Origin of the sequence: Streptomyces zaomyceticus (genome assembly GCF_014656215.1) — a bacterium.
GTDB classification, from domain to species: Bacteria; Actinomycetota; Actinomycetes; order Streptomycetales; family Streptomycetaceae; genus Streptomyces; species Streptomyces zaomyceticus.
On the sequence record NZ_BNBZ01000026.1, the window covers coordinates 54496 to 77924 of the forward strand.

Consider the following 23429-nt stretch of genomic DNA (forward strand, 5'->3'; position numbering starts at 1 on the left):
CGTGGATGGGAGACTTTGGCTCAATCGCACAGGTAGGGAGAGGTCGATGGACGAGGCGCGGGCGCGGGAGATCCTGGCAGCGGCGGGACTGCCGGTCGCGGAGGCGCGGTTGCTGGCCCTCGGCGAGAACGCGGTCTTCGCCGTGGGGGATCTCGCCGTGAAGGTGGGCCGGGACGCGGAGGTCTACGAGCGTGCCGAGCGGGAGCTGGCGCTCGCCGCCTGGCTCGCCGACGCGGACGTGCCGGCGGTGCGGGCCGCCGAGGAGAAGCCGCGTCTGGTCGAGGGGCATCCGCTGACCTTCTGGCACCGGCTGCCCGAGGCGGTACGGCCGGCGGAGCCGCGTGACCTGGCGCCGCTGCTGCGGCGGATCCACGCCCTGCCGGAGCCGGCGGCCCTCACGCTGCCGCGCCGTGAACTGCTCGGCGGGGTGGAGCGGTGGCTGCGGCTCGCGGGGGACGCGATCGATCCGGCGGACGCGGCCTTCCTGCGGGAGCGGCGTGATGCCTTCGCCCCGGCGGCGGCCGCCCTGACCCCGCGTCTGGCGCCGGGTCCGATCCACGGGGACGCCCTCCCCCGGAACGTCCATGTCGGCCCGGACGGTCCGGTCCTGGTGGACCTGGAGACCTTCTCCTCCGATCTGCGCGAGCACGACCTCGTGGTGCTCGCCCTCTCCCGGGACCGGTACGGCCTGGACCCGGCCGCGTACGAGGCCTTCACGGAGGCGTACGGCTGGGACGTCAGGGAGTGGGAGGGGTGCGCGGTGCTGCGCGGGGCCCGGGAGACCGCGAGCTGTGCGTGGGTGGCGCAGCACGCGCCGGCGAACCCGAAGGCGCTCGCCGAGTTCGAGCGGCGGGTCGGCTCGCTGCGGGACGGCGACCCCGAGGTGCGCTGGTACCCGTTCTGACATCATGGCTCCCGACCGAACCGGACTGATCGAACGGGGTGTTGGGATGCGGATGGAACTGTCCGAGGTGGCACTCGACGTCGAGGTGAGCGGCGCGGGACCGGCCGTGCTGCTGGTGCACGGTTTCCCGGACAGCCACCGTCTGTGGCGCCATCAGATCCCGGCGCTGAACGCGGCGGGGTTCATGACGATCGCCCCGACGCTGCGGGGATTCGGCTTCTCGGACCGTCCGGAGGGCGGTCCCGAGGCCTACGACCCGGCCAGGCACGTGGGCGATCTGCTGGAGCTGCTCGCCCGGCTGGAGGTCGACCGTTTCCATCTGGTCGGCCACGACTGGGGCTCGGGGCTGGCGCAGGGCATCGCGCAGGTCCTGTCCGACCGGGTGGCGAGCGTGACCCTCATGTCGGTGGGCGATCTCGCGGCGATCCTCTCCGCGGGCTGGGAGCAGCGGCAGCGCCTCTGGCACCTGTCGATGTTCCAGCACGAGGGGCTCGCCGAGGAGTGGCTCTCGCGCGACGACTTCGCGCGGCTGCGCGAGATGCTCGACGACCACCCGGAGGCGGAGGCCGTCCTGGAGCCGTTGCGCGCTCCGGGCGCGCTGACCGCCGCTCTCCGGATCTACCGGGCGGGGCTGCCGATCGAGGTCCAGCTGGCCGCGCCCCCGGCGCTTCCCCCGCTGTCCGTCCCGGCGATGGGCGTCTGGTCCACCGGCGACCGCTTCCTCTCCGAGCGCCAGATGGTGGACACCGGTGAGCACGTGGCCGGTCCCTGGCGCTACGAGCGCGTGGAGGACGCGGGCCACTGGTTCCCGCTGGACCAGCCGGACCGGGTGAACGAACTGCTGCTCTCCTTCCTCAAGGAGAACTCCTAGGTCGTCTCTTTCCAGATCCGGAAGAGACGGCCTAGCCGACGGGCGCGGCCACCGGGCCGCGCAGCGGCCAGACCGGGTCGACGACCGCCTCCGTGTCGCCCTTGCGGCGCAGGAAGTCCTGGAAGTTCTCGGCCCAGAGGCGGTACCAGCCGATCTGGCGCTCGTGGAGCTCGGCCGGGTCGAGCTCGGCGACCTGGCGGTGCCGCTCGGCTATCGCGACGGCGACCCGGACGGCGGCGAGCGCGTCGGCCGCGGCCTGGTGGGCGGCTTCGAGGACGACTCCGTACTCCCCGCAGACCGCTTCCAGGGTCCGCTTGCCGCGCCGGTAGCGGTCGACGGCCCGGTCGATGGTGTACGGGTCGACGACGGGCCCGACGGGGGCGCCGCCGAGCCGCTCGCCCAGCGAGGGCAGTCCGTGCCGGTACAGCTCGGCGGAGAGCAGCGTCAGGTCGAAGGAGGCGTTGTACGCCACGACCGGGACGCCGTCCTCCCAGTACTCGGCGAGGGCCTTCGCGATCTCGTCGGCCACCTCGCGGACCGGCCGGCCTTCGGCTGCCGCGCGCTCGGTGCTGATGCCGTGGATCGCGGAGGCCTGTTCCGGGATGCGGATGCCCGGGTCGGCGAGCCAGTCCCGCCGGTGTGTGATGTGTCCCCCGCCGTCGACCTCGATGATCGAGGCCGTCACGATACGGGCCTCCAGCGGATCGGTGCCGGTCGTCTCCAGGTCGAAGCCGACCAGCGTTTCGCCGTGCCAAGCCATCGGGTCCTCCTTACGTGATCTCCCCCGTGGTGCTGACCACCCTCGCACGCACCACTGACAACGCCTTCGCCTCCCCCGGCGAGGGGTCAGGAGACGGGCCGGGAGTCGAGCCAGACGGACTCGAATTCCTCCCGATATGTCTCGAAAAGTCCGTGATCGCCGTCACGGATGCCCTGCCCGTGCCGCACCACGTTCCGCCCGCCGCCGCGCAGGACGAGGACCGGCGCCTCCATGCCCCGGGCCCGGCGCAGATACGACTGCACGACACCGACCCCGTCCGGGCCGTCGCCGTCCACCAGGTAGGCGGTGAAGCGGGGCGTCTCGTCGAAGACGTGGATCTGGAAGGCGCCCGGGTCGCGGAGCTTGGAGCGGACCCTGCGCATGTGCAGGATGTTCATCTCGACCGAGCGGCTCAGCTCGCCCTTCTTCAGGCCGAGTTCGCGCTCACGGCGCTTGACGGCGCTGCTCGCGGGATTGAGGAAGAGGAGCCGGGTCCGGCAGCCGGACTCGGCGAGCCGGACCATGCGGCGGCCGGAGAAGTTCTGCACGAGCAGATTGAGACCTATGCCGGTGGCGTCGAGGCGGCGGGCCCCGCCGAAGAGGTCCTCGGCGGGCAGCTGCCGCTGGAGCCGGACCCGGTCGGGATGGACGGAGACCACGTCCGCGTACCGGTCGCCGACGAGGTCCTCGACCGCGTCCACGGGCAGCCGGTCGGCGGAGGGCACCCCGGCGCCGCCGCCGAGGATCTCCAGGATGCGGGCGGAGGCCCGCTCGGACTGGGCGAGGACGGTCAGCGAGAGGGCCCTGTTGCGGGAGACCACGTTCCGCGTGACCTCCAGCTCGTCGAGGGCGAGCTCGACCTCGCGCCGGTCGTCGAAGTAGGGCTCGAAGCACGGCCAGTGCTGCACCATCAGCTCCCGCAGCTGCGGGAGGGTGAGGAAGCTGAGGACGTTGTCGTCGGCCGGGTCGAGGAGATAGCCCTTGCGCCGCGAGACCTCGCGCACGGCGACGGCCCGCTGCACCCACTCCTGGCCCGCCGGGCCGGCCGCGGCCACCACCCACTCCTCGCCGTGCACGGGTTCGTACACGGGCCGCAGGACGGCGGCGACCACGGCGCGCAGCCGCTGCTCGACGAGGTTCAGCCAGATGTAGGCCCGCCCGGCGCGCTGGGCGCGGGTGCGGACCTCGCCCCAGTCCTCGGCGTCCCAGTCGAGCTCCGCCCCTATCTCCACCGGCCGGGCGACGGTGACCGTCCCCGGCGGCACGGCACCCGGTGACGCGACCGGGCCGGGCGACGCCTCCGCGGGCTCGGCGGAGCCCCCCTCGCGACCCGAATCACCTGGGGGCAGCTCCAGACCTCCCGAGCTCACCCGCGCACCGCCTTCTGCTCCTGGACGCCCGTGTCGACCGGTCCGACAACGATCAAGGAAGGGTACTCCGCGAGCGGGAGGCGGTGCAGCAGGATCGTCAGGCTGCTTGTTCAACTACCCAGAACGGGCTGCCCGTTCTGGGAGGCGAGATCAGCCGGAGTGAGCGGATTCATAGCGGTTACGTCCCGGGGCGCGAGCTGGAAGCCCTGCCAGTGGACCGGCATCGGCTGCTGGTCCTCGTCCCGGGCGACGTGGTGGAACCCGATGTTGACCCAGACGGACGGTTTGGTCAGAGTCTCCCCGTTGACCCATTTGTCCACGCTGTCACCGGCGTTGGCCCCGCAGTTGCCGATGTTGTTGCTGGCGAACTTCTCACAGGCCCGCGCCTGGGTGAAGTACACGTCGTGCTTGGTGAAGCCGCGCCCGGCGTGGGTGTCGGTGTGGCCGGGGACGATCTCGTACGAGCGGGCGTGGCCGTCGGCGTTCTTGCCGGTGCCGCTGACCACCCGCCACCAGCGCATGTTCTTGGCGTCCCCGGCGAGTTCCTTGGTGACGACGGTGCGCTTGGTCTTCACGGTCGGTCCGCCGCCGCTCGCGGGGGGCGCGGTGACGGTGGAGTCGAACTGCTCGATCCGGTCCTTGGTGGAGCCGTCGAGACCGAAGTCGAGCTTCCAGAAGACGTTGTGGGCGTGGCTGGTGGCGTAGGAGCGGGCGCCCTTGCCGATGGGCCAGCCGCGGCCGTCGGTGGCGTTGTAGTCGACGGGCGAGAGGCTGCCGGTGGCACCGACGTTGGCGCCGATCGTGCCGTCGGCGGAGAACCGCCACTCGGAGATGTACTCGTACCAGCCGACCTTGTTCACGGTGTAGACGAGCAGGTCCTTGGCCTGGGCCTGCCAGACCTTGGTGCCGCCGTCGCTGGCCATGCGGTACGCGTGGCCACGCGCCCGGGTGGTGGTGCACAGGCCCTTGAACTGGCCGACCTCGGGCACCTTGACGGTGGTCAGGGTGCCGCCGGGGCACTCGGCCGGCTTGAGGTTCTGCAGCCCCCAGCCGAAGCCCGCGCCGGTGAGGTCGTCGTACTCGGCGGCGCCGTCGTCGTACGGCACGTGGATCTGGGCGAGCCGGGCGCTGGCGAGGACCTTGATCGGCGCGGTGGCGCCGGGCGGCTGGTAGGTGACCCGGTCGAGGGTGAGCCCGGCGGCGGTGTCGTAGCGCCAGCACATGCGCCAGACGGCGCCGCCGTCGAGCTTCTGCGTGATGCGGTAGGCGGCGGAGCAGTCGGCCTCGGTCGGTCCGGCGGGGCGCGTCGGGCCGGGCGGGCGGGGCACGGAGGGGGCGGCGGTGGCGCCGGCGACGGGCCCGGCGGCGGCCGTGGCGGTGCCGAGCAGGGCGGCCGCGGTCAGGACGGCGCCCCGCCTGCGGGTGCGCCGGTTTCGCTGGGTGGACATGGGAACGTACTCCCTCGTACGGAGATGCGGCGGAAGGACCGGTGGCGGCGGCGGTCAGCCGACGCGGGTGACGGTCCTCGCGGAGAGGTCGACGATCAGGTTCCGGGTGTCGATCCAGGCCCCGTTGAGGACCTTCGTGACCAGTCGGACGCACCGGTGCTCCCCGCAGCGGGAGAGCTGCGCGGGCACGTTCGCCTCGCGGTAGGTGCGGTAGAGGTCGCCGTTGAACCACAGCTGGGTGGTGGAGGTGAGCGCCTTGCCGGTGGCGTCCTCGTAGTCCTCCTTGACGCCCTTGCCGAGCGGGCTCGCGAGGATCAGCTCCAGGGCCTCGCGCAGCTCCTCGGGGTGGGCGGAGGGCTGGACCCCGCGCTGGGAGGCGGACTTCTCGACCTTCCCCGTGTCGAGGTTGACGGTCCGGGTGATGAGCTCGTCGCGCCCGTAGTCGTAGAGGCGGACCTCGGCGCGGCGCGTCCCGTCGCCGGGCAGCGGGTCGGCGAGGTCGGTGCCCAGGTGCTGGGGTCCCCGGCCGCCCTCGACGTTCTGCTGGGCGGCGGCGCCGGGCGGGGTCAGCGCCAGGGTCCCGGCCCGGGAGAGCTCGTCGTCGGTGAGCGGGTCGCTGCCGACGCCCTTCTTCCCCTCGGCCGCGGCGGGCGCCACGGTCGCGGGCGGCGGCGCGGTGCCCACGGCCTGCGTCCCCTCGCCGCCCTCGCCGCCCTGGAGGCCGGACGAGGAGCCGGCGGCGCCGGACGTGCCGGCGGCGGTTCCGGCCGCCCCCGCCCCGAGGGCGCCGCGGCCGCCGGGCGTGTCGTCCGCCCCCGCGGAGCCCGGCAGACCGATCGCGACCGCGACGGCGGTTCCCGTCACCGCCATGGCCGCTCCGGCCACCACCTTCCCCAGGTGGCGGCGCGCTATTTCGTACACACTTCCCCCTCTTTCCCCCTCTTGGTATGCGGTCACCCGGTAGGACGGGGCGAAGTCCTAGGAGGTTGCGCCTCTTTCGGGCAGGATTCGGCCGAAGAACAGCTATAAAACCCGGACAGAAGAGGAAGAGTCGTATCCATGCAGGTCTGGCCGGGACAGGCGTACCCCTTGGGCGCCACCTATGACGGAGCGGGAACCAACTTCGCGGTCTTCTCGGAGGCCGCCCACAGGATCGAGCTGTGTCTGCTCCATGACGACGGCTCGGAGACGGCGGTGGAACTGCGCGAGACCGACGCCTTCGTGCGGCACGCCTATCTGCCGGGCGTGATGCCCGGTCAGCGGTACGGGTTCCGGGTGCACGGCCCGTACGCCCCCGAGCGCGGACTCCGCTGCAACGCGGCGAAGCTCCTTCTCGACCCCTACGCGCGGGCCGTGTCGGGACAGGTGAAGTGGGGCGAGGCGGTGTACGGCTACCCCTTCGGGCGGCCCGACGCGCGCAACGACCTCGACTCGGGCCCGCACACGATGACCTCGGTCGTCGTCAACCCGTACTTCGACTGGGGCGACGACCGGCGGCCGCGCACCGAGTACCACCACACGGTGATCTACGAGGCCCACGTCAAGGGCCTGACGATGCTCCACCCGGACCTTCCGGAGGAGCTCCGCGGGACGTACGCGGGGCTGGCGCACCCGTCGGTGATCGGGCACCTCAAGGAACTCGGCGTGACGGCGCTCGAACTGATGCCCGTCCACCAGTTCGTCAACGACCACCGGCTGGTCGACGCCGGGCTCTCCAACTACTGGGGCTACAACACGATCGGCTTCTTCGCCCCGCACAACGCCTACGCCTCCTGGGGCGACCGGGGCCAGCAGGTCCTGGAGTTCAAGTCGGCGGTGCGGGCCCTGCACCAGGCGGGCATCGAGGTCATCCTCGACGTGGTCTACAACCACACCGCCGAGGGCAACCACCTGGGCCCGACGCTCTCCATGCGGGGCCTGGACAACCCCTCGTACTACCGGCTCGCGGACGACCCGCGCTACTACATGGACACGACGGGCACCGGAAACTCGCTGCTCATGCGCTCCCCGCACGTGCTCCAGCTCATCATGGACAGCCTGCGGTACTGGGTGACCGAGATGCATGTGGACGGCTTCCGCTTCGACCTGGCGGCCACCCTGGCCCGCCAGTTCCACGAGGTGGACCGGCTGTCCTCGTTCTTCGACCTGGTGCAGCAGGACCCGGTGGTGAGCCAGGTGAAGCTGATCGCCGAGCCCTGGGACGTCGGCGAGGGCGGCTACCAGGTGGGCAACTTCCCGCCGCTGTGGACCGAGTGGAACGGCAAGTACCGGGACTGCGTACGGGACCTGTGGCGCGGCGAGCCGCGCACCCTCGCCGAGTTCGCCTCCCGGCTGACCGGGTCCTCCGACCTGTACCAGGACGACGGGCGCCGCCCGCTCGCCTCGGTCAACTTCGTGACCTGTCACGACGGTTTCACCCTGCGGGACCTCGTCTCGTACAACGAGAAGCACAACGAGGCGAACGGCGAGGGCAGCCGGGACGGCGAGAGCCACAACCGCTCGTGGAACTGCGGCACGGAGGGCGAGACCGAGGACGTCGGCATCACCGAGCTGCGCGCCCGCCAGACCCGCAACTTCCTCGCCACCCTGATGCTGTCGCAGGGCGTGCCGATGCTCAGCCACGGCGACGAGTTCGGCCGCACACAGGGCGGCAACAACAACGCCTACTGCCAGGACAACGAGGTGTCCTGGGTGCGCTGGCCGAAGGAGAACAGCGAGGCCGAGGCCACCCTCCTCCGCTTCACCCGGGCGATGGTGCGGCTGCGCCGGGACCATCCGGTCTTCCGCCGCCGCCGCTTCTTCCACGGGCGGCCGGTGGAGGGCACCCACGACGAGCTCACCGACATCGCCTGGTTCACCCCCGAGGGCGAGGAGATGACGGCCCGCGACTGGCAGGCGGCGCACGCCCAGGCGCTGACCGTCTTCCTCAACGGCAACGCGATCTCGGAACCGGGCACCCAGGGCGAGCGGATCGCCGACGACTCCTTCCTGCTGATGTTCAACGCCTCTGCGAAGGAGCTGGAGTTCGCGGTCCCCGACAGTCACGGCGCGTGCTGGCGCATGGTCGTGGACACCTCTGACCCGGAGGGCATGCCGCCGCAGGAGGGCCCGGAGCTCGCGGGCGGCGAGCGGGTGACCCTCGCGCCGCTCAGCCTGACCGTTCTGCGGAGGCCCGTCTGACGGCGGGATCCCCCGGAGCCGCCTCCTTCGCAGCGGCTTCCTCCGTGGCGGGCGGTGCGGGCGCCACCCGTACCGTCCAGGACAGCAGGGCGCAGGCCGCGGCCGCCCCCACCGCCACCGCGAAGGCGGCGGGGGCTCCGTGGCCCTCGGCGAGCCGGCCGGAGACGGCCAGGGCGAGGGCCTGGCCTCCGACGATCCCGCTGGTCAGGAAGGCCATCGACTCGGCGAGCCGGGTGGCGGGCACGGACCTCTCGGTGAGCCCGAAGACGGTGATGAGGTGCGGGGCGTACGCGGCTCCCAGGACGACCACGACCGCGTAGAGCGCGACGAGCGAGTCGGCGAACAGCAGCGGGACCGAGAGGACGACGAGCGCGACGGTCGCGGTGCGCCAGCGGGTCATGAGCCCGATCCGGGCGGGCACGGCCGCCATGGAGAGTCCGACGGCGGCGCTCATCACCCCCATCGCCGCATAGACGAGCCCGGCCTGGGCGGGCGCGCCGAGCTTCTCGGTGAGGGCGGTGATCCCGGCCTGCGAGGCGCCGAACATGGCGCCCTGGAGGACCATCGTGCCGCGCAGGGCGTACGCCGATCCCGGCAGTCGCGTCCGTTCGGCGGCACCCGATCGGGTGGAACCGGACGGCTCCGGGGCGGTGGCCCGGCCGGTCGGATGGAGCGCGAAGGCGGTGCCGCAGACGACGAGCAGCAGGGCCGCCAGGAGGAGCGCGGCCGCCGGGTGGGCGAGGGCGGCGGCCAGGCCGACCAACGCGGGACCGAGCACGAAGGACACCTCGTCGAGGGTTCCCTCGAAGGAGAGCACCGTGCCGACGGTCCGGTCGTCCGCGCCGCCGCGGCGGGCGAGGGCCACCGAGCGGGTCCTGGCGAGCGGTCCGATCTGGGGGACGGTGGCCCCGGCGAGCGCTCCGAGGACCATCAGCCAGGCGACGGGCACCCCGGCGAGCGCGGCGAGCACCAGGGCGGCGACGGCGACCGCGTTGGCGAGGGAGGCCGCGAGGACGACTCCGCGCTGGCCGTGCCGGTCCGCGAGCCGGCCGATGACGGGCCCGGCGACGGTCTGGCCCGCCGCGAGCGCACCGCCCGTGAGCCCGGCCGTGGCGAGGGAACCGCTGGTCTCGGCGACCAGGAGCAGACTGCCGAGCTGGCACATGGCGGTGGGCAGCCGGCCGAGGAAGGAGACGACCGGCAGGACGGGGCCGAGCAGGGACCATGTGTCGCGATACATGCGGAGCATCGGGCGAACGTAACGCGATGCACACGAACGGGTGCATGAGGCGATGACACAGAAGCCCTCGCGCGGGGTACGTACGTTCGCATGACCTCCCTCCCGTCCGGTCCCGCAGCCGTCCTTCCCACCGCCACCTATCGGCTCCAGCTCCAGCCGGAGTTCCCCTTCGCGGCGGCCGAGCGGGCCGTGCCGCACCTCGCGGGGCTCGGGGTCTCGCACCTCCATCTCTCCCCGGTCCTGGAGGCGGTCCCCGGCTCGACCCATGGATACGACGTCACCGACCACGGCTCCGTACGGGCCGAACTCGGCGGCGAGGAAGGGCTGCGGGCCCTCGCCGCGACCGCGCGGGCCCATGGGCTCGGCCTCGTCGTCGACCTCGTGCCGAACCACATGGCGGCCTCGCCGCGGCACAACCACGCGCTGCGCGCCGTGCTCCGTGACGGCCCCGGGTCGCCGTACGCCCGCTGGTTCGACGTCGACCGGTCCGCCGGGGACGGCCGGCTGCTCCTTCCGGTGCTGCCGGCGCGGCTCCCGGAGGTACGGGACCGGCTGCGGGTCTCCGGCGGGGCGCTGCACCTGGACGGTCAGGAGTTCCCGCTGCGGCCCGGCACGGAGGGGCTGCCGCTCGACGAGCTGCTGGACGCCCAGTGGTACCGGCTCGGCTGGTGGAGGCTGGCCCGCACCGAGCTCAACTACCGTCGCTTCTTCACCATTTCGGAGCTCATCGGGGTACGGGTGGAGGATCCCGAGGTGTTCACGGCGACCCATGCGAAGGTCGTCGAGCTGGTCCGGGACGGGGTGATCGAGGGGCTGCGGATCGACCACCCGGACGGGCTCGCCGATCCGCAGGGCTACCTGGAGGACCTGGCGGCGGCGACCGGCGGGCGCTGCTGGACGGTCGTCGAGAAGATCCTCACCGGGCCGGAGGTCCTGCCCGCCGCCTGGCCGGTCGCGGGGACCACCGGGTACGACGCCCTCCGCCACGTCGACGGAGTCTTCACCGACCCGGTGGGTGCCGACGAACTGACCGATCTGTACCGGGAGTTCGTCGGCAAGGCCGGGGACAGGGGCGGCCGCTGGGAGGCGACGGCGCGGCGCGCCGCGTACGAGGTCGCCGGCCACGACCTGGCCGCCGAGACGGCCGTACTGACCCGGATCGCGGAGCGGATCTGCGCCGCCGACCCCGCCCTGCGGGACCACGCGCCCTGGGCGCTGCGCACCGCGGTCCGCGAGCTTCTCGTCCGGGTGCCGGTCTACCGCCCCTACCGGACCGGCGGCGAGGAGGTGCTGACCCCGGAGGCGGCGCGCGGCGCGAAGGCCGCCTTCGCGGTGCCGGAGGAGGCCGCGGCGGTCGACGTCGTACGGGATCTCGCACTCGGGACGCTCGGCGACGGGCCCGAGCACCGGGCGTTCCGGGCGCGGTTCGCGCAGACCTCGTCGGCACTGCGGGCCAAGTCCGTGGAGGACACGGCCTTCTACCGGTACACGCCGCTGCTGTCGGCGAACGAGGTCGGCGGGGACGCGGGACGGCCGGCGGTGTCGGTGGAGGAGTTCCACGCGTACTGCCGGCGGGTCGCCCGGGACTGGCCGGGCACCGGCACCGTCCTGTCCACGCACGACACCAAGCGCAGTGCGGACGTCCGGGCCGCGATCGCGGTCCTCTCCCAGTGTCCGCAGGTGTGGGCGGAGCTCCTCGCCGAGGTCGCGGGGGTGCCGGCACCCGACGCGCACGTCTCCTGGACGGCCTGGCAGACCGCGTTCGGCTTCGGCACCCCGGACCCCGACCGGCTCGGTCCGGCGATCCTCAAGTCCGTACGGGAGGCGGGCCTGCGGACCAGCTGGACGGAGCCCGACCCGGACTACGAGCGGGCGGTGGCGGAGTTCGCGGCGGCCGGGCCCGGCCGCATCCCGCTCCGCGCCGCCTCGGAGGCGGCCTTCGCCCTGGAACCGCACATCCGGGCGCACGCGCTGGGCGCGCTCCTGACGCAGCTGACGATGCCGGGGGTGCCGGAGCTGTACCAGAACACGGAGCGGGAGTACCGGGCCCTGGTCGACCCGGACAACCGGGCGCTGTTCACGGTCGGCGAGGACGACGACCGTACGGCCCTGGTGCGGGCGGCGCTGCGGCTGCGGCGCGAGCGCCCCTCGGCCTTCGGCGCCCGGGGTGCGTACACCCCCCTGACCGCCGAGGGCCCGACGGCCGCCCACTGCCTGGCCTTCAGCCGCTCCGACGAGGTGATCACCGCTGTCACCCGGCTGCCCCTGCGGCTCTGGGAGTCGGGCGGCTGGCAGGACACGGAACTGGTTCTGCCGGAGGGCAGGTGGGCCGATGTCCTGGACGGTGTACGGGAGTTCATCGGCGGCCCGGCGACGGAACTGAAGGTGGCCGAGCTGTTCGCGGAGCGGCCGGTGGCGCTGCTCGCGCGAATGGAGTGAGGCGCCACGACTCCTCGGGGAGCACGAGGAGCGGAAACGGCACGAAGAACGGGACGCCCCGTGGGGCGTCCCGTTCCGCTCCGGCCGGGCCACCGGCCCACCGGGCTGTCGGCCGCCCCTTCGGCCGGCCGGCCGTCAGGAGCGGGAGGCTCGCGAGACCTCGCACTTGGTGTACTCGGAGCCGTCGCCGGACCCCGGGTAGGAGGTGGTGAGTTCGGCGCTCGCCGAGGCGCCCGCCGCGACCGCGATGGCGGTCTTGGTGGCGGTGGCCGGGATCGCGGTGCCGCTCGCGTCGCCCTTGAACTTCATGGTGACGCTGTAGTCGTAGTCGAGCGCGCCGTCGTTCTTGACGGTGATCCGGGCGACGAGGTTCTTGGTCGCCGGGTCGTACTTGCACTCGTCGATGGTCACGTCGCGGATCGCCTTGTCGGCGCTGCTGGAGCCGCCGGGCAGGGAGCCGCCGGAGGTGCCACCGGAGGTGCTGTCGTTGTCGCTGTTGTGGTTGCTGCTCGAACTGCCGGAGCTGCTGCTTCCGCCACAGCTGCCGCCGTGCGAGCCGCGGGCACCGGTGAGGGCGACGACCGCGATGCCGAAGACAGCGATCGCACGAACATGACGCATCTTCACGTTTGAATCCCCGTTGAAAGTGGTACTGATGATGGCGCTTCTTGACGAGCGCACGTCACCCTAGCAGCGGGCGGGCCGTGTCCCCGCCCGTTCGGGGATCGCCCACCGGGCCGGAAGATCAGCCCCCTGGCCGGACGATCAGACTTCGCGGCGACCGCGTGATGAGGCCCGCCCACACCGGGCGGAAGCCGTCGGCCAGACGGAGCCGGGGCATGGCCGTGAACAAGGCCCTCAGGGCGTACTCGGCCTCCAGACCGGCCAGCACCACCGCCGGACAGAAGCCGCCGCCGTAGGTGAGCTGGCCCGGGTCGTCCCGGAGCGGGTCGAAGCGGTCGGGCTCGCGGAACCGCTCCGGATCCCGGCCCGCCGAGCCGACGAGCAGGGCGACGGACGCGCCCGCCGGGACGACTCCGCCCCCGACCGGCACCTCGGCGCTGGTACGGCGCACGGCGATCTGCACCGGCGGGTCCCGGCGCAGCGATTCGGCCCAGGCGCGGGCGACGAGTCCGGCGGGTGCGTCACGGAGGGCGGCGACCTGGTCCGGGTCCGAGAGGACGTTGCCGAGGAAGGAGGCCAGGGCCTTCTCCCGTACGGCGATCTGACCACCGCACTCCCCCGCCAGCACCCCGGCGGCCCGGCCGCGCACGAGCCGCATCATGTCGCGGTAGGGCACCCCGACGGCGGCGGCGACCGTCCCGGCCGGCAGCCAGTGGCAGAAGTCGGCGACCAGGTCTGCCTGCGGGCGTTCGGCGATCCGGCGGGCGAGGACGTACGCGGTGCGTTCGGTGACCGACCGGAGGGCCGCCACGTCGACGTCGACATGGGCCCGGACGCACGGCGGGTCGCCGGGCCGGTGCCCATGGGTGAAGCGGCTGTCGGTGAGCGCGGTCGCCACGTCCGCGTACCGGCTGAGCACCCAGGCTCGCAGCAGCGGGTCATAGGTGAGCGGGAACTTCTCGCGCAGGGTCCGGTGGATCCCGTGCGGGTCGCGGGAGGCGCCGGGGTCGAGGGGGCTCGGCGCGACGGTCCTGGTCCCGGACGCGACGGGGCCGGCCGGCACCCCGGCTCCGGCAGGGGACCCTGAGGCGGCCGGGCCGGATGCGGCCCGCCCCCGGCCCGGCACGGGCGACGCGAGCCCGGCCCGCAGCAGGACACCGGCCTCTCCGTCGGCCATCGGCGTCGTCGGCGCCATCGACGGAAGCCTCGTCCAGGGGTCCCCGGCAGGAACCTCCGGTCGGGTGTCGCCTATGCCTCGGCCCGGCTCGCGGTTCGGCTCGTCGCTCATCGCGCCCCCTGTCGATCGGCGGTGGGTGCCGCGGCCGGCGATCGTGGCGCGCGTCCCCACAGCCCATCACCGCCCGACCCCGACCGCCCGCCGCATACCGCCGAACGGGTGAAGCGGTTCAGGGGTGAACGGCCGCGGCGGTCGGGAGGGGGCACGGCTCCACGGGTCCGGGAGCGATTCCCCCGGGCTCAGACCACGGGCCATTCTCGGTCGGCGGTCACCTCGCGGCTGATGCGAGCCCACTCGGCTTCCCCACCGGGCAGCGGCCAGGCCCAGGTGAGTTGCTCCTTGGTGGTGAGGTCCTGGAGGAGGCGGGCCAGCTGTGGGCCCGCGGTGGCGGCGCCGTCGGGGACGGTGGGACCGTGGACGGCTCGGAGTTCGGCGAAGCGCGCCAGTTCGTCCTCGTAGAAGCCCACGGCCTCACGGGTACGTGCGGCCAGGTCGTCGCGCGACACCGTGCGCTGCAGCTGCAGGAGTGGAGGGTCGACGGATTCGGCGATCGCCGCGGCGAGCCGCGCGTGGCCGTCCAGGATCAGATGGCAGTCCAGACCGCTGACCCACCACAGCAGGACGGGCGGGAGCGTCCCTTCACGGGCCTGCTTGCGGTACGCCTTGACCCTGCTGTCCTCGGCATCGGGCATCGGCCGCAGCGGAAGGACCTCCCACGAGTGGGAATGGAGGAACCAGTCGATGGAGCCGTCCGGATGGCCGTCGACGAGCAGCGAGCTCCAGTACTCGGCGTGCGAGGTGTCGGCGTGGCTCCAGCGCCGGAGCGGACTGTCGCACGAGAGCAGCCAGCGGCCCTCGTGCAGCGGGCTGTCCGGCGAGTCGACGAGGTGCCGTGCAAAGCGGTGGGCCCACCGCTCCGGACCGCCCGCCAGCGCGCGCCCCGTATCGGCGCGGAGCGGCGGGACGGGGGAGCGGTACGCGTCGGTGCGCCAGAAGTCCACGCCCTCGAGGTGTTCGTCGACGACGGCGAGCAGCACGGGCCGCGACTGCTGGGAGACCAAAAGCTTCTGCCCGGCGCTGAACACGCGCAGCCCGGGCTGACGGCCGTCCCGGGCGTCGAGTGACAGGCCCATCCATGTGCCGTCGTTCCGCGTGACGTCGTTCCGCTGCATCCCGAGAGCGTAGACGTTCGGGCGCTCGGGCCTTCCTGGCGTGCCTACCCGTGCGAGAGCCGGAACGTCATCTGACCGAAGCCGACGACGTCCCCCTCGCGCACGACCACCGCGCCCGTGACCCGGCGGCCGTTGACCGTCGTGCCGTTCGTCGAGCCGAGGTCGCGGAGGATCCACATCCCGCTCTGCATCGACAGTTCGGCGTGCAGCCGGGAGGTCGTCTCGTGGCTGAGGCGGAGGCCGTTGACCGGGTCGCGGCCGATGCGCAGGGGGTGCGGGCCCGGCAGGGGCAGCAGGAGTTTCGGCAGGCGCTCCGCGGACCAGGCGCGTCCCAGCCTGGCCGTGAACGCGGACATCCGCTCGACCGCGCCCACCACCCGGCGGGTCCAGGTGCCCTCGGTCCTCAGGTCGGCGGTGAGCAGGGCGAGTTCGTCGGAGCGCCTGGCCTGGAGCGCGCGCTCCATCCGGTAGATGAACGTGTCGTGCGAGAGGCGGCCCTGGGCGGCGCCCTCACGGAGCAGCACCAGCGCGCGGTCCCGCTCGGCGTCGGTCAGCCGAGGGGTGTTCGCCGGAAGCTCGAAAGGGGTCGTCACATCTGTGATTGTCGGTCCGTCGGGCCCGCAGTGTCCAGAAGGGCCCTCGGCCCGGGAAACCCCGTACCCCCTCGTCCATGATCGCTGCTACGGTCTGCCGTCTCCACAGCACGGATCCCCAGGGGGAAACACGACGTGACCGCGTCTTCTTCGAGCACGCCCGGCACCACCACCAGCACGCCCAGCACCACCGGCACCACAGAGGCGCACGACCTCGTCATACGTCCGCTCGCCGGACCCGAGGAACTCGACCTGTTCCTCCGTCTCACCTACTCGCTCGACCACGAGCTCGCCGACGACCTCGCCACCGGCCGCCGTCTGCCGGAGTGGATGTGGGTCGCCGTCGACGGCGACCGGCTTCTCGGCCGGATCGCCTGGTGGACCAACACGGCCGGCCGCGCCCCGCAGGCCCTCGACTTCTTCGACCTCGCCCCGGAGCTGTCGGAGGAGGAGCGCGCCACGATCGGTCTGCGGCTCCTGGAGACCGCCACGGCCGCCGTGATCCCGGCGGGCACGCAGCGCCCCGAGTTCGGCCGCTTCATGCCGGCCGACTGGCGCGAGGTGCCGGAGACCCGGTCCCTCCTGGAGTCCGTCTTCGGCGCCCTGGTGGCCACGGGGGCCCGTCCGCTCGTCGAACGGCTGCGCCTGGAATGGCGGTCCGGCACCCCCGTACCGGAGCCGAAGGGCCGTCTGGAGTTCCGTCCGGTGCGGGACCGGGAGGACCTGGTCTCCCTGATGACGCTCGTCATGGAGGGCACCCTCGACGCCCACGGGCAGGCCGACCTGGCCTCCGGCCTTTCGGTGCGGGAGGCCGCGGAGCTGCACTACGACGAGGAGTTCACGCACTACTCCTCGCCTCAGGAGTGGTGGCAGGTGGCCCAGCTGCCGGAGAGCGGCGAGCCGGTCGGCTTCGTCGTCCCCGCGCGCAACAACTACCACCACACGATCGCGTACATCGGCGTGCTGCCCGCCCACCGCGGCCACGGCTACATCGACGACATCCTGGTCGAGGGGACGCGGATCCTGGCCGCCCACGACGTGCCCCGCATCCGGGCCGCGACGGACCTGGGGAACGTGCCGATGGCGGCCTCGTTCGCCCGTACGGGCTACATCACCTTCGAGCGCGCGATCAACTACCTGTGGGACGCGCCGGGCGTGGCGGTGTCCTGACTGCCAGGATGGGCACGGTAGTCATGCGTTGATTCGCTGACTGACTGGACCGTCGACGAGGGGATTTCCGTGCTCTTCGAGGTGTGGGCGCCGAACGCCCGTGACCGCGTGACGCTGGAGCTGAACGGCTCCGCCCATCCCCTGGAACGGGACGCCGAGCGGGACGGCTGGTGGACGGGGGTCGTACCCGCCGAGGACGGCGACCGGTACGGCTTCTCGCTGGACGGCGGGCACCTGCTGCCCGACCCGCGCTCCCGCCGGCTCCCCGACGGGCCGGACGGCCTGAGCGCGGTCGTCGACCACTCCGCGTACGTCTGGCGGAACGAGTCCCCGAGGCTGCGGCTCCGCAGCGCCGTCCTGTACGAGCTGCACCTCGGCACCTTCACCCCGGAGGGGACCCTGGACGGGGCGGCCGCGCGCCTCGGGGAGCTCGCGGGCCTCGGCGTCACCCATGTGGAGCTGATGCCGCTGTGTCCGTTCCCCGGGGTGCGGGGCTGGGGGTACGACGGTGTGGCGCCGTGGGCGGTGCACGAACCCTACGGCGGACCCGAGGCGCTGAAGCGGTTCGTGGACGCGGCGCACGGGCTCGGCATGGGCGTGGTCCTGGACGTGGTGCACAACCACCTGGGGCCCGACGGCAACCATCTCCCTTTCTTCGGGCCGTACTTCACGGAGACCCACCACACCCCGTGGGGCGCCGCGGTGAACCTGGACGCGCCCGGCTCGGACGAGGTCCGGGCGTACTTCCGGGGCAGCGCGCTCGCCTGGCTGCGGGACTACCGGATCGACGGGCTGCGGCTGGACGCCGTGCACGCGCTCGCCGACACCCGGGCCCTGACCTTCCTGGAGGAGCTGTCGGCGGCCGTCGACGAGCTGGCGAAGGAGCAGGGCCGCCCGCACTTCCTGATCGCCGAGTCCGACCTCGCCGACCCCCGCACCACCACCCCGCGCGCGCTCGGCGGGCTCGGGATCCACGCCCAGTGGAACGATGACTTCCACCACTCCCTGCACACCGCCCTCACCGGCGAGTCCCAGGGCTACTACGCGGACTTCGCCCGCGCCCCGATGGCCGCGCTCTCGAAGACGCTCACCCATGTCTTCTTCCACGACGGCACGTACTCGGCCTTCCGGGGCCGCCGGCACGGACGGCCGGTGGACCGGGAGCGCACCCCCGCCCACCGTTTCCTCGGCTACGCCCAGACCCACGACCAGATCGGCAACCGGGCCCTGGGCGACCGTCTCTCGGCCTCCCTCTCCCCCGGCCTCCTCGCCTGCGCGGCGACCCTCGTCCTGACCGGGCCCTCGGTGCCGATGCTCTTCATGGGCGAGGAGTGGGGGGCGAAGACACCCTGGCAGTACTTCACCGACCACACCGACCCGGAGCTGGCCGAGGCCGTACGGCGGGGCAGGCGGCGGGAGTTCGCCGAGCACGGCTGGGACGAGAACGAGGTCCCCGACCCGCAGGAGCCCGCCACCCGCGACCGCTCCGTACTCGACCGGGCCGAGCGCGAGCGGGACCCGCACAAGCGGCTGCTCGCCTGGTACCGGCAGCTCATCGCGCTGCGCCGCACCCTGCCGGACCTGACGGACCCGGACCTGGCGGGGGTGAAGGTGGCCTTCGACGAGGAGGCCCGCTGGCTGGTCTTCCGGCGCGGGGTGCTGCGGGTGGCCGTCAACCTGGGCAAGGAGCCGGCCGTGATCCCGCTCGGCTCCAACGGCCGCGACCAGGTCCTGGCGGCTTGGGACCCGGTCGAGACCCCCGCGGCGGACGGGGTCCTGCGGCTGCCCGGCGAGTCGGCGGTCGTCCTCGCGGACGGCTGACGGCGGACCTGCCCGCCTGTTCCGCGGACGGCCGTCCCGTTGTACGAAGGACGGCCGTCCCGCCCGGCTACTCCACGACGGCCATCTCGTGCGGGGTGTTGTTGAACCGGCGCCCCGCCCCGTCCTCCGTCGCCGTCACGATGTCCTCGATCCGGACGCCGAAGCGGCCCGGCAGGTAGACGCCGGGCTCGATGGAGAAGCACATGCCCGGCACGATCGGGAGTTCCTCGCCCTCGATCATGTACGGCGGCTCGTGGGTGGTGACGCCGATGCCGTGGCCGGTGCGGTGGATGAAGTACTCGCCGTAGCCGGCGTCCGTGATGACCTTGCGGGCCGCCCGGTCGACGTCCTGGCAGGCCACCCCGGGCCGTACCGCCTCGAAGCCGGCCTGCTGGGCCTCCCGGACGAGGTCGTGGACGCGCCGCTCCTCGTCGGTGGGCTCGCCGACGTGGACGGTACGGGTGGTGTCGGAGCCGTAGCCGTGCTTCAGGCCGCCGAAGTCGAGGACCACCATGTCGCCGTGCTCGATGACCCGGTCGCCGGCCTCGTGGTGCGGGTTGGCGCCGTTGGGGCCCGAGCCGACGACGGTGAAGTCGACCTGCGAGTGCCCGAAGCGGATCAGCAGCGCGGCGAGGTCGGCGGCCACTTCGGTCTCCCTGCGGCCGGCGAAACGGACCTTGAGGATCTCGCCGTACGCCCGGTCGGCGGCGGCCCCCGCGGCCGCGATCCGGGCCAGCTCGTGGGCGTCCTTGACGCCGCGGAGCATCGGCAGGGCCTCGGTGAGGGACACGTACGAGGTCTCCGGCAGGGCCTTCTGGAGACCGAGGAGGTGCATGGCCCAGGCGTTGTCGCTGATGCCGAAGCGGCCGTCGACGTCGAGCAGGGGCGCGGTGACGGCGTACGGGTCCTTGCCGTCGGTCCAGTCCCGCAGGGTGAGCGCGGCGGCTCCCACCGCCTTCTCGGCGTCCGGGGCCTCCAGGGTCGGGACGACGAGGACCGGCTCCTGTCCGACGGCGAGGACGAGGAAGGTGAGCCGCTCGGTGATCGCGGTCGGCCGGTAGCCCGTGAGATAGACGAGGTCGGGGCCCGGGGCGACGATCACGCCCGCGAGTCCGGCGTCGGCGGCGGACTCGGTGGCGCGGGTCATCCGGGCCCGGTAGTCGTCGGCGGTGAAGGGAACGGGGGTGTCGCCCCGGTCCTCGGCCGCTTCGGGGGCGGGAGTGCTCGACATGGGGTCTCCTTCTCGGCTCCGCTGCGTCCTCGACGTACAGCATCCTGCCGGGACGGGCCCCCGGCCGCGACCGGTCAGCGGCGGTCGGGGCCCTGTGCGATGAGCCGTTCCAGGAGTTCCTGGAAGTCGTCGCCGACGACGATCCGCAGGTCCCCCCGCTCCTCGTCGTGCTCGCTGAGCTGGGTGAGCGTGCCGCCGCGCCACCAGAAGACGTACGGGCTGATGGCGCCCGGGGTGTCCTCGTACCCGGAGGCGGCGAACGAGGCCATCGCGCCGAGGGCCGGGATGATCGAGGTGTCGCGGATGGGGTGGAACGCGAGCTGGTGCCGGAACGGCATCGCGACGAGGGCGCCGTGCTCGCCGAGCGGCAGGCCGGTGACCCGGCGGGCCACGCCGTCCAGGTCCAGGACCCGGCTCGCGGTGTAGAAGGAGTCGCCCAGGATGATCTCGAAGCACATGCCGTCGGCGTCGCGGACGGTCTCGTGCTCCTCGACGGGCAGCCCCCGCAGGTTGCGCAGGGCCCGGTCGCGCAGCTGGGCGTGGTCGCCGAGCCGTTCGAGCGCCTCGTCGGTGAGCATCATGACGCTCTCCGGCAGGTCGAGCGCGAGGATCTCGTACAGCCCCGGGCCGACGGTCCTGGCATAGCCGAAGGCGGCGGCGTCGATGCCGTCGCCGCTGACCACCCGGGGGTAGAGCTGGGAGCGGATCTGCTCGGGCGGCAGGGTGTCGAGCGCGGACGGACCGTCCATGGCACGGACGACCAGGCCGATGTGCCGGTTGATCATGCCCGGCCAGACGCGCGGGCCGCGCCGGTCCTGGTGGCAGACGGCGGCGAGGTTGCCGAGGCCGAAGCGGCGCCCCTTGTCGTCGATGACGTGGTCGGCGTAGACGGTGACCTCGAGGCCGAGTTCGGCGAAGGTCTCCCGGACCCGGCCGCGGAAGAGCCCGGCCTCGCGCTGGGAGAAGTACGCGAACTCGGGGTCCCTCGGTGCGTCGTCGCCGTCCCGCCTGGGTCCTCGTCGCAGCCACCCCACGCCTGCCCGCCTTCCGTCGCCGTTGCGCACAGGGTAGCGACTGCGGGTGTCAGCTCTTGAGCCGTCCGGTGAACTCGGCCACCGGACCGGTGGGTTCGGCGTCCGCACCGGCCGGCAGCAGGAGTTCGGTGCGGTGGACGAGCCGGGGAGCGACCAGCGGTACGGCGGTGGCTCCGGGGACGTCCGTCGCCAGCGGCAGCGGCAGCAGCGCGAGGCCGTGCCCGGCGGCGGCCAGGGCGGCGAGGGTGCGGGGGTCGCCGCCCTCGTAGCGCAGGGCGGTGCGGAAGCCCCGCCCTGCGGGCCCGCCGTGGACCGCCCGCAGCCGGTCGAGCGGGATGCCCGCGGTGGGCGCCTCCAGCCAGCGGGCGTCGACGAGGTCGTCGAGGCGGAGCCCGGTGCGGCCGGCGAGCGGATGGGTCGTGGGCAGGACGACGGCGAGCGGTTCCTCCGCGACCCCGGTCGCGGTCAGCGGGGCGACGTCGGGCAGGCGCAGGGGGTCGCTGGGGGCGGCGACTCCGTCGACGAGCCCGGCGTCGGCCTCGCCGGTGGCGACGGCGACGGGAACCCGCTCGCGGGGCACCGCGCGCAGGGTGACGCCGGTGGCGGGCAGCGCGGCGAGGGTACGGGCGTGCAGGGCGAGCGGGGAGGCGGCGACGTCCAGCGTCGCGCGGGGCGCCGCCGCGAACCGGTCGAGGTCGGCGCGGGCCGCGTCGAGGCGGAGCAGCAGCGCCCCCGCGTGTTCGAGGAGCCGCTCGCCGGCCGGGGTGGGGGCGACGGGCCTGCGGGTGAGCAGCGACAGCGCGAGGTCGGTCTCCAGGGCGGCGATGTGCTGGGAGACGGCGGACTGGGTGTAGCCCAGCTCGCGCGCGGCCTCGGAGAAGGACCCGAGGCGGACGACGGTGACGTAGGTACGGAGGAGGTGCGGGTCCATGGCGTGCGCCGGGCCCCTCAGGACCCGTCGGGGGCGGTGAGGAGGGCCTGCGCGTAGTGGGCGAGGGAGCGGTTGTAGCGGGGCAGCAGCGGGGCGAGGGCGCCGAGGGCGAGGGAGGCGGCCTCGCGGTCGCGGCCGGTGTCGGCCAGGGCGAGGGCGAGGAAGGCGTCGACGGCTCCGGCGAGCGCGATCTCCTCGGCGTCGAGCCGGTCGGCGGGGACGGCCCGCTCGGCGGTGAGGAGTTCGACGCTGCGGTCGGGCCGGCCGAGGTTGCGCAGGCTGCTGGCGAGCTGGATGACGGCGCGGCGGCGGCGCAGCCCGGTGAGACCGCTGTCGAGGGCGCGCCGGTAGAACCCGACGGCTTCCTCGGGCAGGCCGGTGGAGTCGTGCGCGGCGCCCTGTTCGAAGAGGGCGGGGGCGTCGTCGGCGGGGCGCTCGGCGGCGAGCGCGGCGACGCGGGCGCGGAAGTCGGCGGGCTCGTGGCTGTCGATCCGCTCCCAGAGCGCGGCGACGCGGTCTTCCCAGCCGTTCGGGTCCTGATCGTTCGTCATGCGTGCACCCTATCCAGCCCGTCATAAGCATTCGTGATGCGAGGTGCAGAGATCATCGTTGGACGTGAACCGCGGCCGCTGTCGAGGATGATCCCCATGAACACCACGCATCCCCACGCCCGTACCCCCCGTATCGCCCTGGTCGGCGACCGCTCCCCGCACGTCCGCTCCCACGTCCGGGTCCCTGTCCTCCTCGACGCCCTCGCCGAGCGCGACGGCCTCGCCCTCGACGCGTACTGGATCCCGACCGGGGACGCGGCGGCGCCCGGCGCTGTGAAGGGCTTCGACGCGGTGTGGGTGCTGCCGGGGAGTCCGTACGCGAGCGAGGCGGGGGCGCTGGCCGCGATCCGTACGGCCCGCGAGGACGGCATCCCGTTCCTCGGCACCTGCGGCGGATTCCAGCACGCCCTCCTGGAATACGCGCGGGACGTCTGCGGCCTGACCGGGGCGGCGCACGCCGAGAACGACCCGGCGGCGGACGAGGGCGACCTCCTCATCGCCCCGCTGGCCTGTTCGCTGGTGGGCCACGAGGGAGTCGTACGGGTCACCCCGGGCTCACGCGCCGAGCGGGCCCTGGGCGCGGAGCGGACGACCGAGCGCTACCACTGCGAATACGGCCCCGACAGCCGCCACCTGGACACCCTGCGGGCGCACGGGATGCGGTTCACGGGCGCGGACGAGGAGGGCGGGATCCGTATCGCGGAACTCCCCTCGCACCCCTTCTTCCTGGCGACGCTCTTCCAGCCGGAGCTCGCGGGCGACGGCACCCGCCCGCACGCGCTGATCCGGGCGCTCGCGGCCGCGGCGGCGAAGCACGCGGCCGAACGCCCTGCCTAGGGACGCGTCCCTGGGC

The 23429-nt window shown here is 73.3% G+C and carries 20 protein-coding genes; 7 read left to right on the forward strand and 13 right to left on the reverse strand.

Annotated features, from left to right (window positions below; translation table 11 throughout):
* Positions 1-46 precede the first annotated feature (46 nt).
* Together IE311_RS27730 and IE311_RS27735 are read left to right on the forward strand one after the other, a co-directional pair.
* Positions 47-904 (forward strand): phosphotransferase, encoded by an 858-nt coding sequence (locus IE311_RS27730; protein ID WP_189834564.1) that lies wholly within the window; start codon positions 47-49, stop codon positions 902-904.
* 52 nt (positions 905-956) lie between these two features.
* The gene (locus IE311_RS27735; RefSeq protein ID WP_229902204.1) at positions 957-1775 is read left to right on the forward strand and encodes an alpha/beta fold hydrolase; all 819 of its coding nucleotides are present in this window, start codon (positions 957-959) and stop codon (positions 1773-1775) included.
* A gap of 31 nt (positions 1776-1806) precedes the next feature.
* Here IE311_RS27735 and IE311_RS27740 read toward each other — a convergent pair whose 3' ends face one another.
* The 4 genes from IE311_RS27740 to IE311_RS27755 all read right to left on the reverse strand — a co-directional run bounded on the left by IE311_RS27740 (position 1807) and on the right by IE311_RS27755 (position 6274).
* The gene (locus IE311_RS27740) at positions 1807-2535 is read right to left on the reverse strand and encodes a 3'-5' exonuclease (protein WP_189834566.1); all 729 of its coding nucleotides are present in this window, start codon (positions 2533-2535) and stop codon (positions 1807-1809) included.
* An 86-nt stretch (positions 2536-2621) separates the two neighbouring features.
* Positions 2622-3905 (reverse strand): SAV2148 family HEPN domain-containing protein, encoded by a 1284-nt coding sequence (locus IE311_RS27745; RefSeq protein ID WP_189834567.1) that lies wholly within the window; start codon positions 3903-3905, stop codon positions 2622-2624.
* 110 nt (positions 3906-4015) lie between these two features.
* Positions 4016-5353 carry a copper amine oxidase gene (locus IE311_RS27750; RefSeq protein ID WP_189834568.1) on the reverse strand — a complete coding sequence of 446 codons (1338 nt, stop codon included), beginning with the start codon at positions 5351-5353 and terminating at the stop codon, positions 4016-4018.
* A 54-nt stretch (positions 5354-5407) separates the two neighbouring features.
* Complete coding sequence (locus IE311_RS27755) at positions 5408-6274, reverse strand: Tat pathway signal sequence domain protein (protein ID WP_229902205.1); 867 nt, start codon at positions 6272-6274, stop codon at positions 5408-5410.
* Positions 6275-6412: 138 nt separating this feature from the next.
* On the opposite strand from IE311_RS27755, the gene glgX reads away from it, so the two are divergent.
* Positions 6413-8533, forward strand: a complete 2121-nt coding sequence (gene glgX / locus IE311_RS27760) for a glycogen debranching protein GlgX (RefSeq protein WP_189834569.1) — start codon at positions 6413-6415, stop codon at positions 8531-8533.
* Here the strand turns inward: glgX and IE311_RS27765 are convergent.
* The gene (locus IE311_RS27765; RefSeq protein ID WP_189834606.1) at positions 8502-9773 is read right to left on the reverse strand and encodes an MFS transporter; all 1272 of its coding nucleotides are present in this window, start codon (positions 9771-9773) and stop codon (positions 8502-8504) included. The genes glgX and IE311_RS27765 overlap by 32 nt on opposite strands.
* A 90-nt stretch (positions 9774-9863) precedes the next feature.
* On the opposite strand from IE311_RS27765, the gene treY reads away from it, so the two are divergent.
* The gene (treY, locus tag IE311_RS27770) at positions 9864-12212 is read left to right on the forward strand and encodes a malto-oligosyltrehalose synthase (protein ID WP_189834570.1); all 2349 of its coding nucleotides are present in this window, start codon (positions 9864-9866) and stop codon (positions 12210-12212) included.
* A 135-nt stretch (positions 12213-12347) separates the two neighbouring features.
* Here treY and IE311_RS27775 read toward each other — a convergent pair whose 3' ends face one another.
* From IE311_RS27775 to IE311_RS27790, 4 genes are all read right to left on the reverse strand, one after another.
* Complete coding sequence (locus IE311_RS27775; protein WP_229902206.1) at positions 12348-12833, reverse strand: hypothetical protein; 486 nt, start codon at positions 12831-12833, stop codon at positions 12348-12350.
* A gap of 124 nt (positions 12834-12957) precedes the next feature.
* Positions 12958-14031 (reverse strand): cytochrome P450, encoded by a 1074-nt coding sequence (locus tag IE311_RS27780; protein ID WP_308439831.1) that lies wholly within the window; start codon positions 14029-14031, stop codon positions 12958-12960.
* A gap of 281 nt (positions 14032-14312) precedes the next feature.
* Entirely contained in the window at positions 14313-15245 is a 933-nt protein-coding gene (locus tag IE311_RS27785; RefSeq protein WP_189834573.1) for a hypothetical protein, read from the reverse strand.
* A 44-nt stretch (positions 15246-15289) separates the two neighbouring features.
* The gene (locus IE311_RS27790) at positions 15290-15838 is read right to left on the reverse strand and encodes a DUF1707 and FHA domain-containing protein (protein WP_189834574.1); all 549 of its coding nucleotides are present in this window, start codon (positions 15836-15838) and stop codon (positions 15290-15292) included.
* A 219-nt stretch (positions 15839-16057) separates the two neighbouring features.
* On the opposite strand from IE311_RS27790, the gene IE311_RS27795 reads away from it, so the two are divergent.
* Both IE311_RS27795 and treZ read left to right on the forward strand, forming a co-directional pair.
* A complete protein-coding gene (locus tag IE311_RS27795; RefSeq protein ID WP_189834607.1) occupies positions 16058-17008 on the forward strand; it encodes a GNAT family N-acetyltransferase in 951 nt (316 codons plus the stop codon).
* Positions 17009-17077: 69 nt separating this feature from the next.
* Entirely contained in the window at positions 17078-18829 is a 1752-nt protein-coding gene (gene treZ / locus IE311_RS27800) for a malto-oligosyltrehalose trehalohydrolase (RefSeq protein WP_189834575.1), read from the forward strand.
* A gap of 67 nt (positions 18830-18896) precedes the next feature.
* Here the strand turns inward: treZ and IE311_RS27805 are convergent, their stop codons facing one another.
* The 4 genes from IE311_RS27805 to IE311_RS27820 form a co-directional block, all read right to left on the reverse strand.
* Positions 18897-20060: an aminopeptidase P family protein gene (locus IE311_RS27805; RefSeq protein ID WP_189834576.1), complete on the reverse strand. Its 1164-nt coding sequence runs from the start codon at positions 20058-20060 to the stop codon at positions 18897-18899.
* Positions 20061-20134: 74 nt separating this feature from the next.
* Positions 20135-21094, reverse strand: a complete 960-nt coding sequence (locus IE311_RS27810; protein WP_189834577.1) for a DUF1444 domain-containing protein — start codon at positions 21092-21094, stop codon at positions 20135-20137.
* Between the two features lie 49 nt (positions 21095-21143).
* Positions 21144-22025 carry a LysR family transcriptional regulator gene (locus tag IE311_RS27815; RefSeq protein ID WP_189834578.1) on the reverse strand — a complete coding sequence of 294 codons (882 nt, stop codon included), beginning with the start codon at positions 22023-22025 and terminating at the stop codon, positions 21144-21146.
* Positions 22026-22042: 17 nt separating this feature from the next.
* A complete protein-coding gene (locus IE311_RS27820) occupies positions 22043-22576 on the reverse strand; it encodes a tetratricopeptide repeat protein (protein WP_189834579.1) in 534 nt (177 codons plus the stop codon).
* A gap of 96 nt (positions 22577-22672) precedes the next feature.
* On the opposite strand from IE311_RS27820, the gene IE311_RS27825 reads away from it, so the two are divergent.
* Positions 22673-23413, forward strand: a complete 741-nt coding sequence (locus tag IE311_RS27825; protein ID WP_189834580.1) for a CTP synthase C-terminal region-related (seleno)protein — start codon at positions 22673-22675, stop codon at positions 23411-23413.
* Positions 23414-23429: the final 16 nt, after the last annotated feature.

What these genes read in the sequence shown, in the direction of transcription:
- IE311_RS27730 (WP_189834564.1), top strand. Translation starts at nt 47, where the DNA reads ATGGACGAGGCGCGGGCGCGGGAGATCCTGGCAGCGGCGGGACTGCCG.
- IE311_RS27735 (WP_229902204.1), top strand. Translation starts at nt 957, where the DNA reads ATGGAACTGTCCGAGGTGGCACTCGACGTCGAGGTGAGCGGCGCGGGA.
- IE311_RS27740 (WP_189834566.1), bottom strand. Translation starts at nt 2,535, where the DNA reads ATGGCTTGGCACGGCGAAACGCTGGTCGGCTTCGACCTGGAGACGACC.
- IE311_RS27750 (WP_189834568.1), bottom strand. Translation starts at nt 5,353, where the DNA reads ATGTCCACCCAGCGAAACCGGCGCACCCGCAGGCGGGGCGCCGTCCTG.
- glgX (WP_189834569.1), top strand. Translation starts at nt 6,413, where the DNA reads ATGCAGGTCTGGCCGGGACAGGCGTACCCCTTGGGCGCCACCTATGAC.
- IE311_RS27765 (WP_189834606.1), bottom strand. Translation starts at nt 9,773, where the DNA reads ATGTATCGCGACACATGGTCCCTGCTCGGCCCCGTCCTGCCGGTCGTC.
- treY (WP_189834570.1), top strand. Translation starts at nt 9,864, where the DNA reads ATGACCTCCCTCCCGTCCGGTCCCGCAGCCGTCCTTCCCACCGCCACC.
- IE311_RS27775 (WP_229902206.1), bottom strand. Translation starts at nt 12,833, where the DNA reads ATGCGTCATGTTCGTGCGATCGCTGTCTTCGGCATCGCGGTCGTCGCC.
- IE311_RS27780 (WP_308439831.1), bottom strand. Translation starts at nt 14,031, where the DNA reads ATGGCGCCGACGACGCCGATGGCCGACGGAGAGGCCGGTGTCCTGCTG.
- IE311_RS27785 (WP_189834573.1), bottom strand. Translation starts at nt 15,245, where the DNA reads ATGCAGCGGAACGACGTCACGCGGAACGACGGCACATGGATGGGCCTG.
- IE311_RS27805 (WP_189834576.1), bottom strand. Translation starts at nt 20,060, where the DNA reads ATGTCGAGCACTCCCGCCCCCGAAGCGGCCGAGGACCGGGGCGACACC.
- IE311_RS27815 (WP_189834578.1), bottom strand. Translation starts at nt 22,025, where the DNA reads ATGGACCCGCACCTCCTCCGTACCTACGTCACCGTCGTCCGCCTCGGG.
- IE311_RS27820 (WP_189834579.1), bottom strand. Translation starts at nt 22,576, where the DNA reads ATGACGAACGATCAGGACCCGAACGGCTGGGAAGACCGCGTCGCCGCG.
- IE311_RS27825 (WP_189834580.1), top strand. Translation starts at nt 22,673, where the DNA reads ATGAACACCACGCATCCCCACGCCCGTACCCCCCGTATCGCCCTGGTC.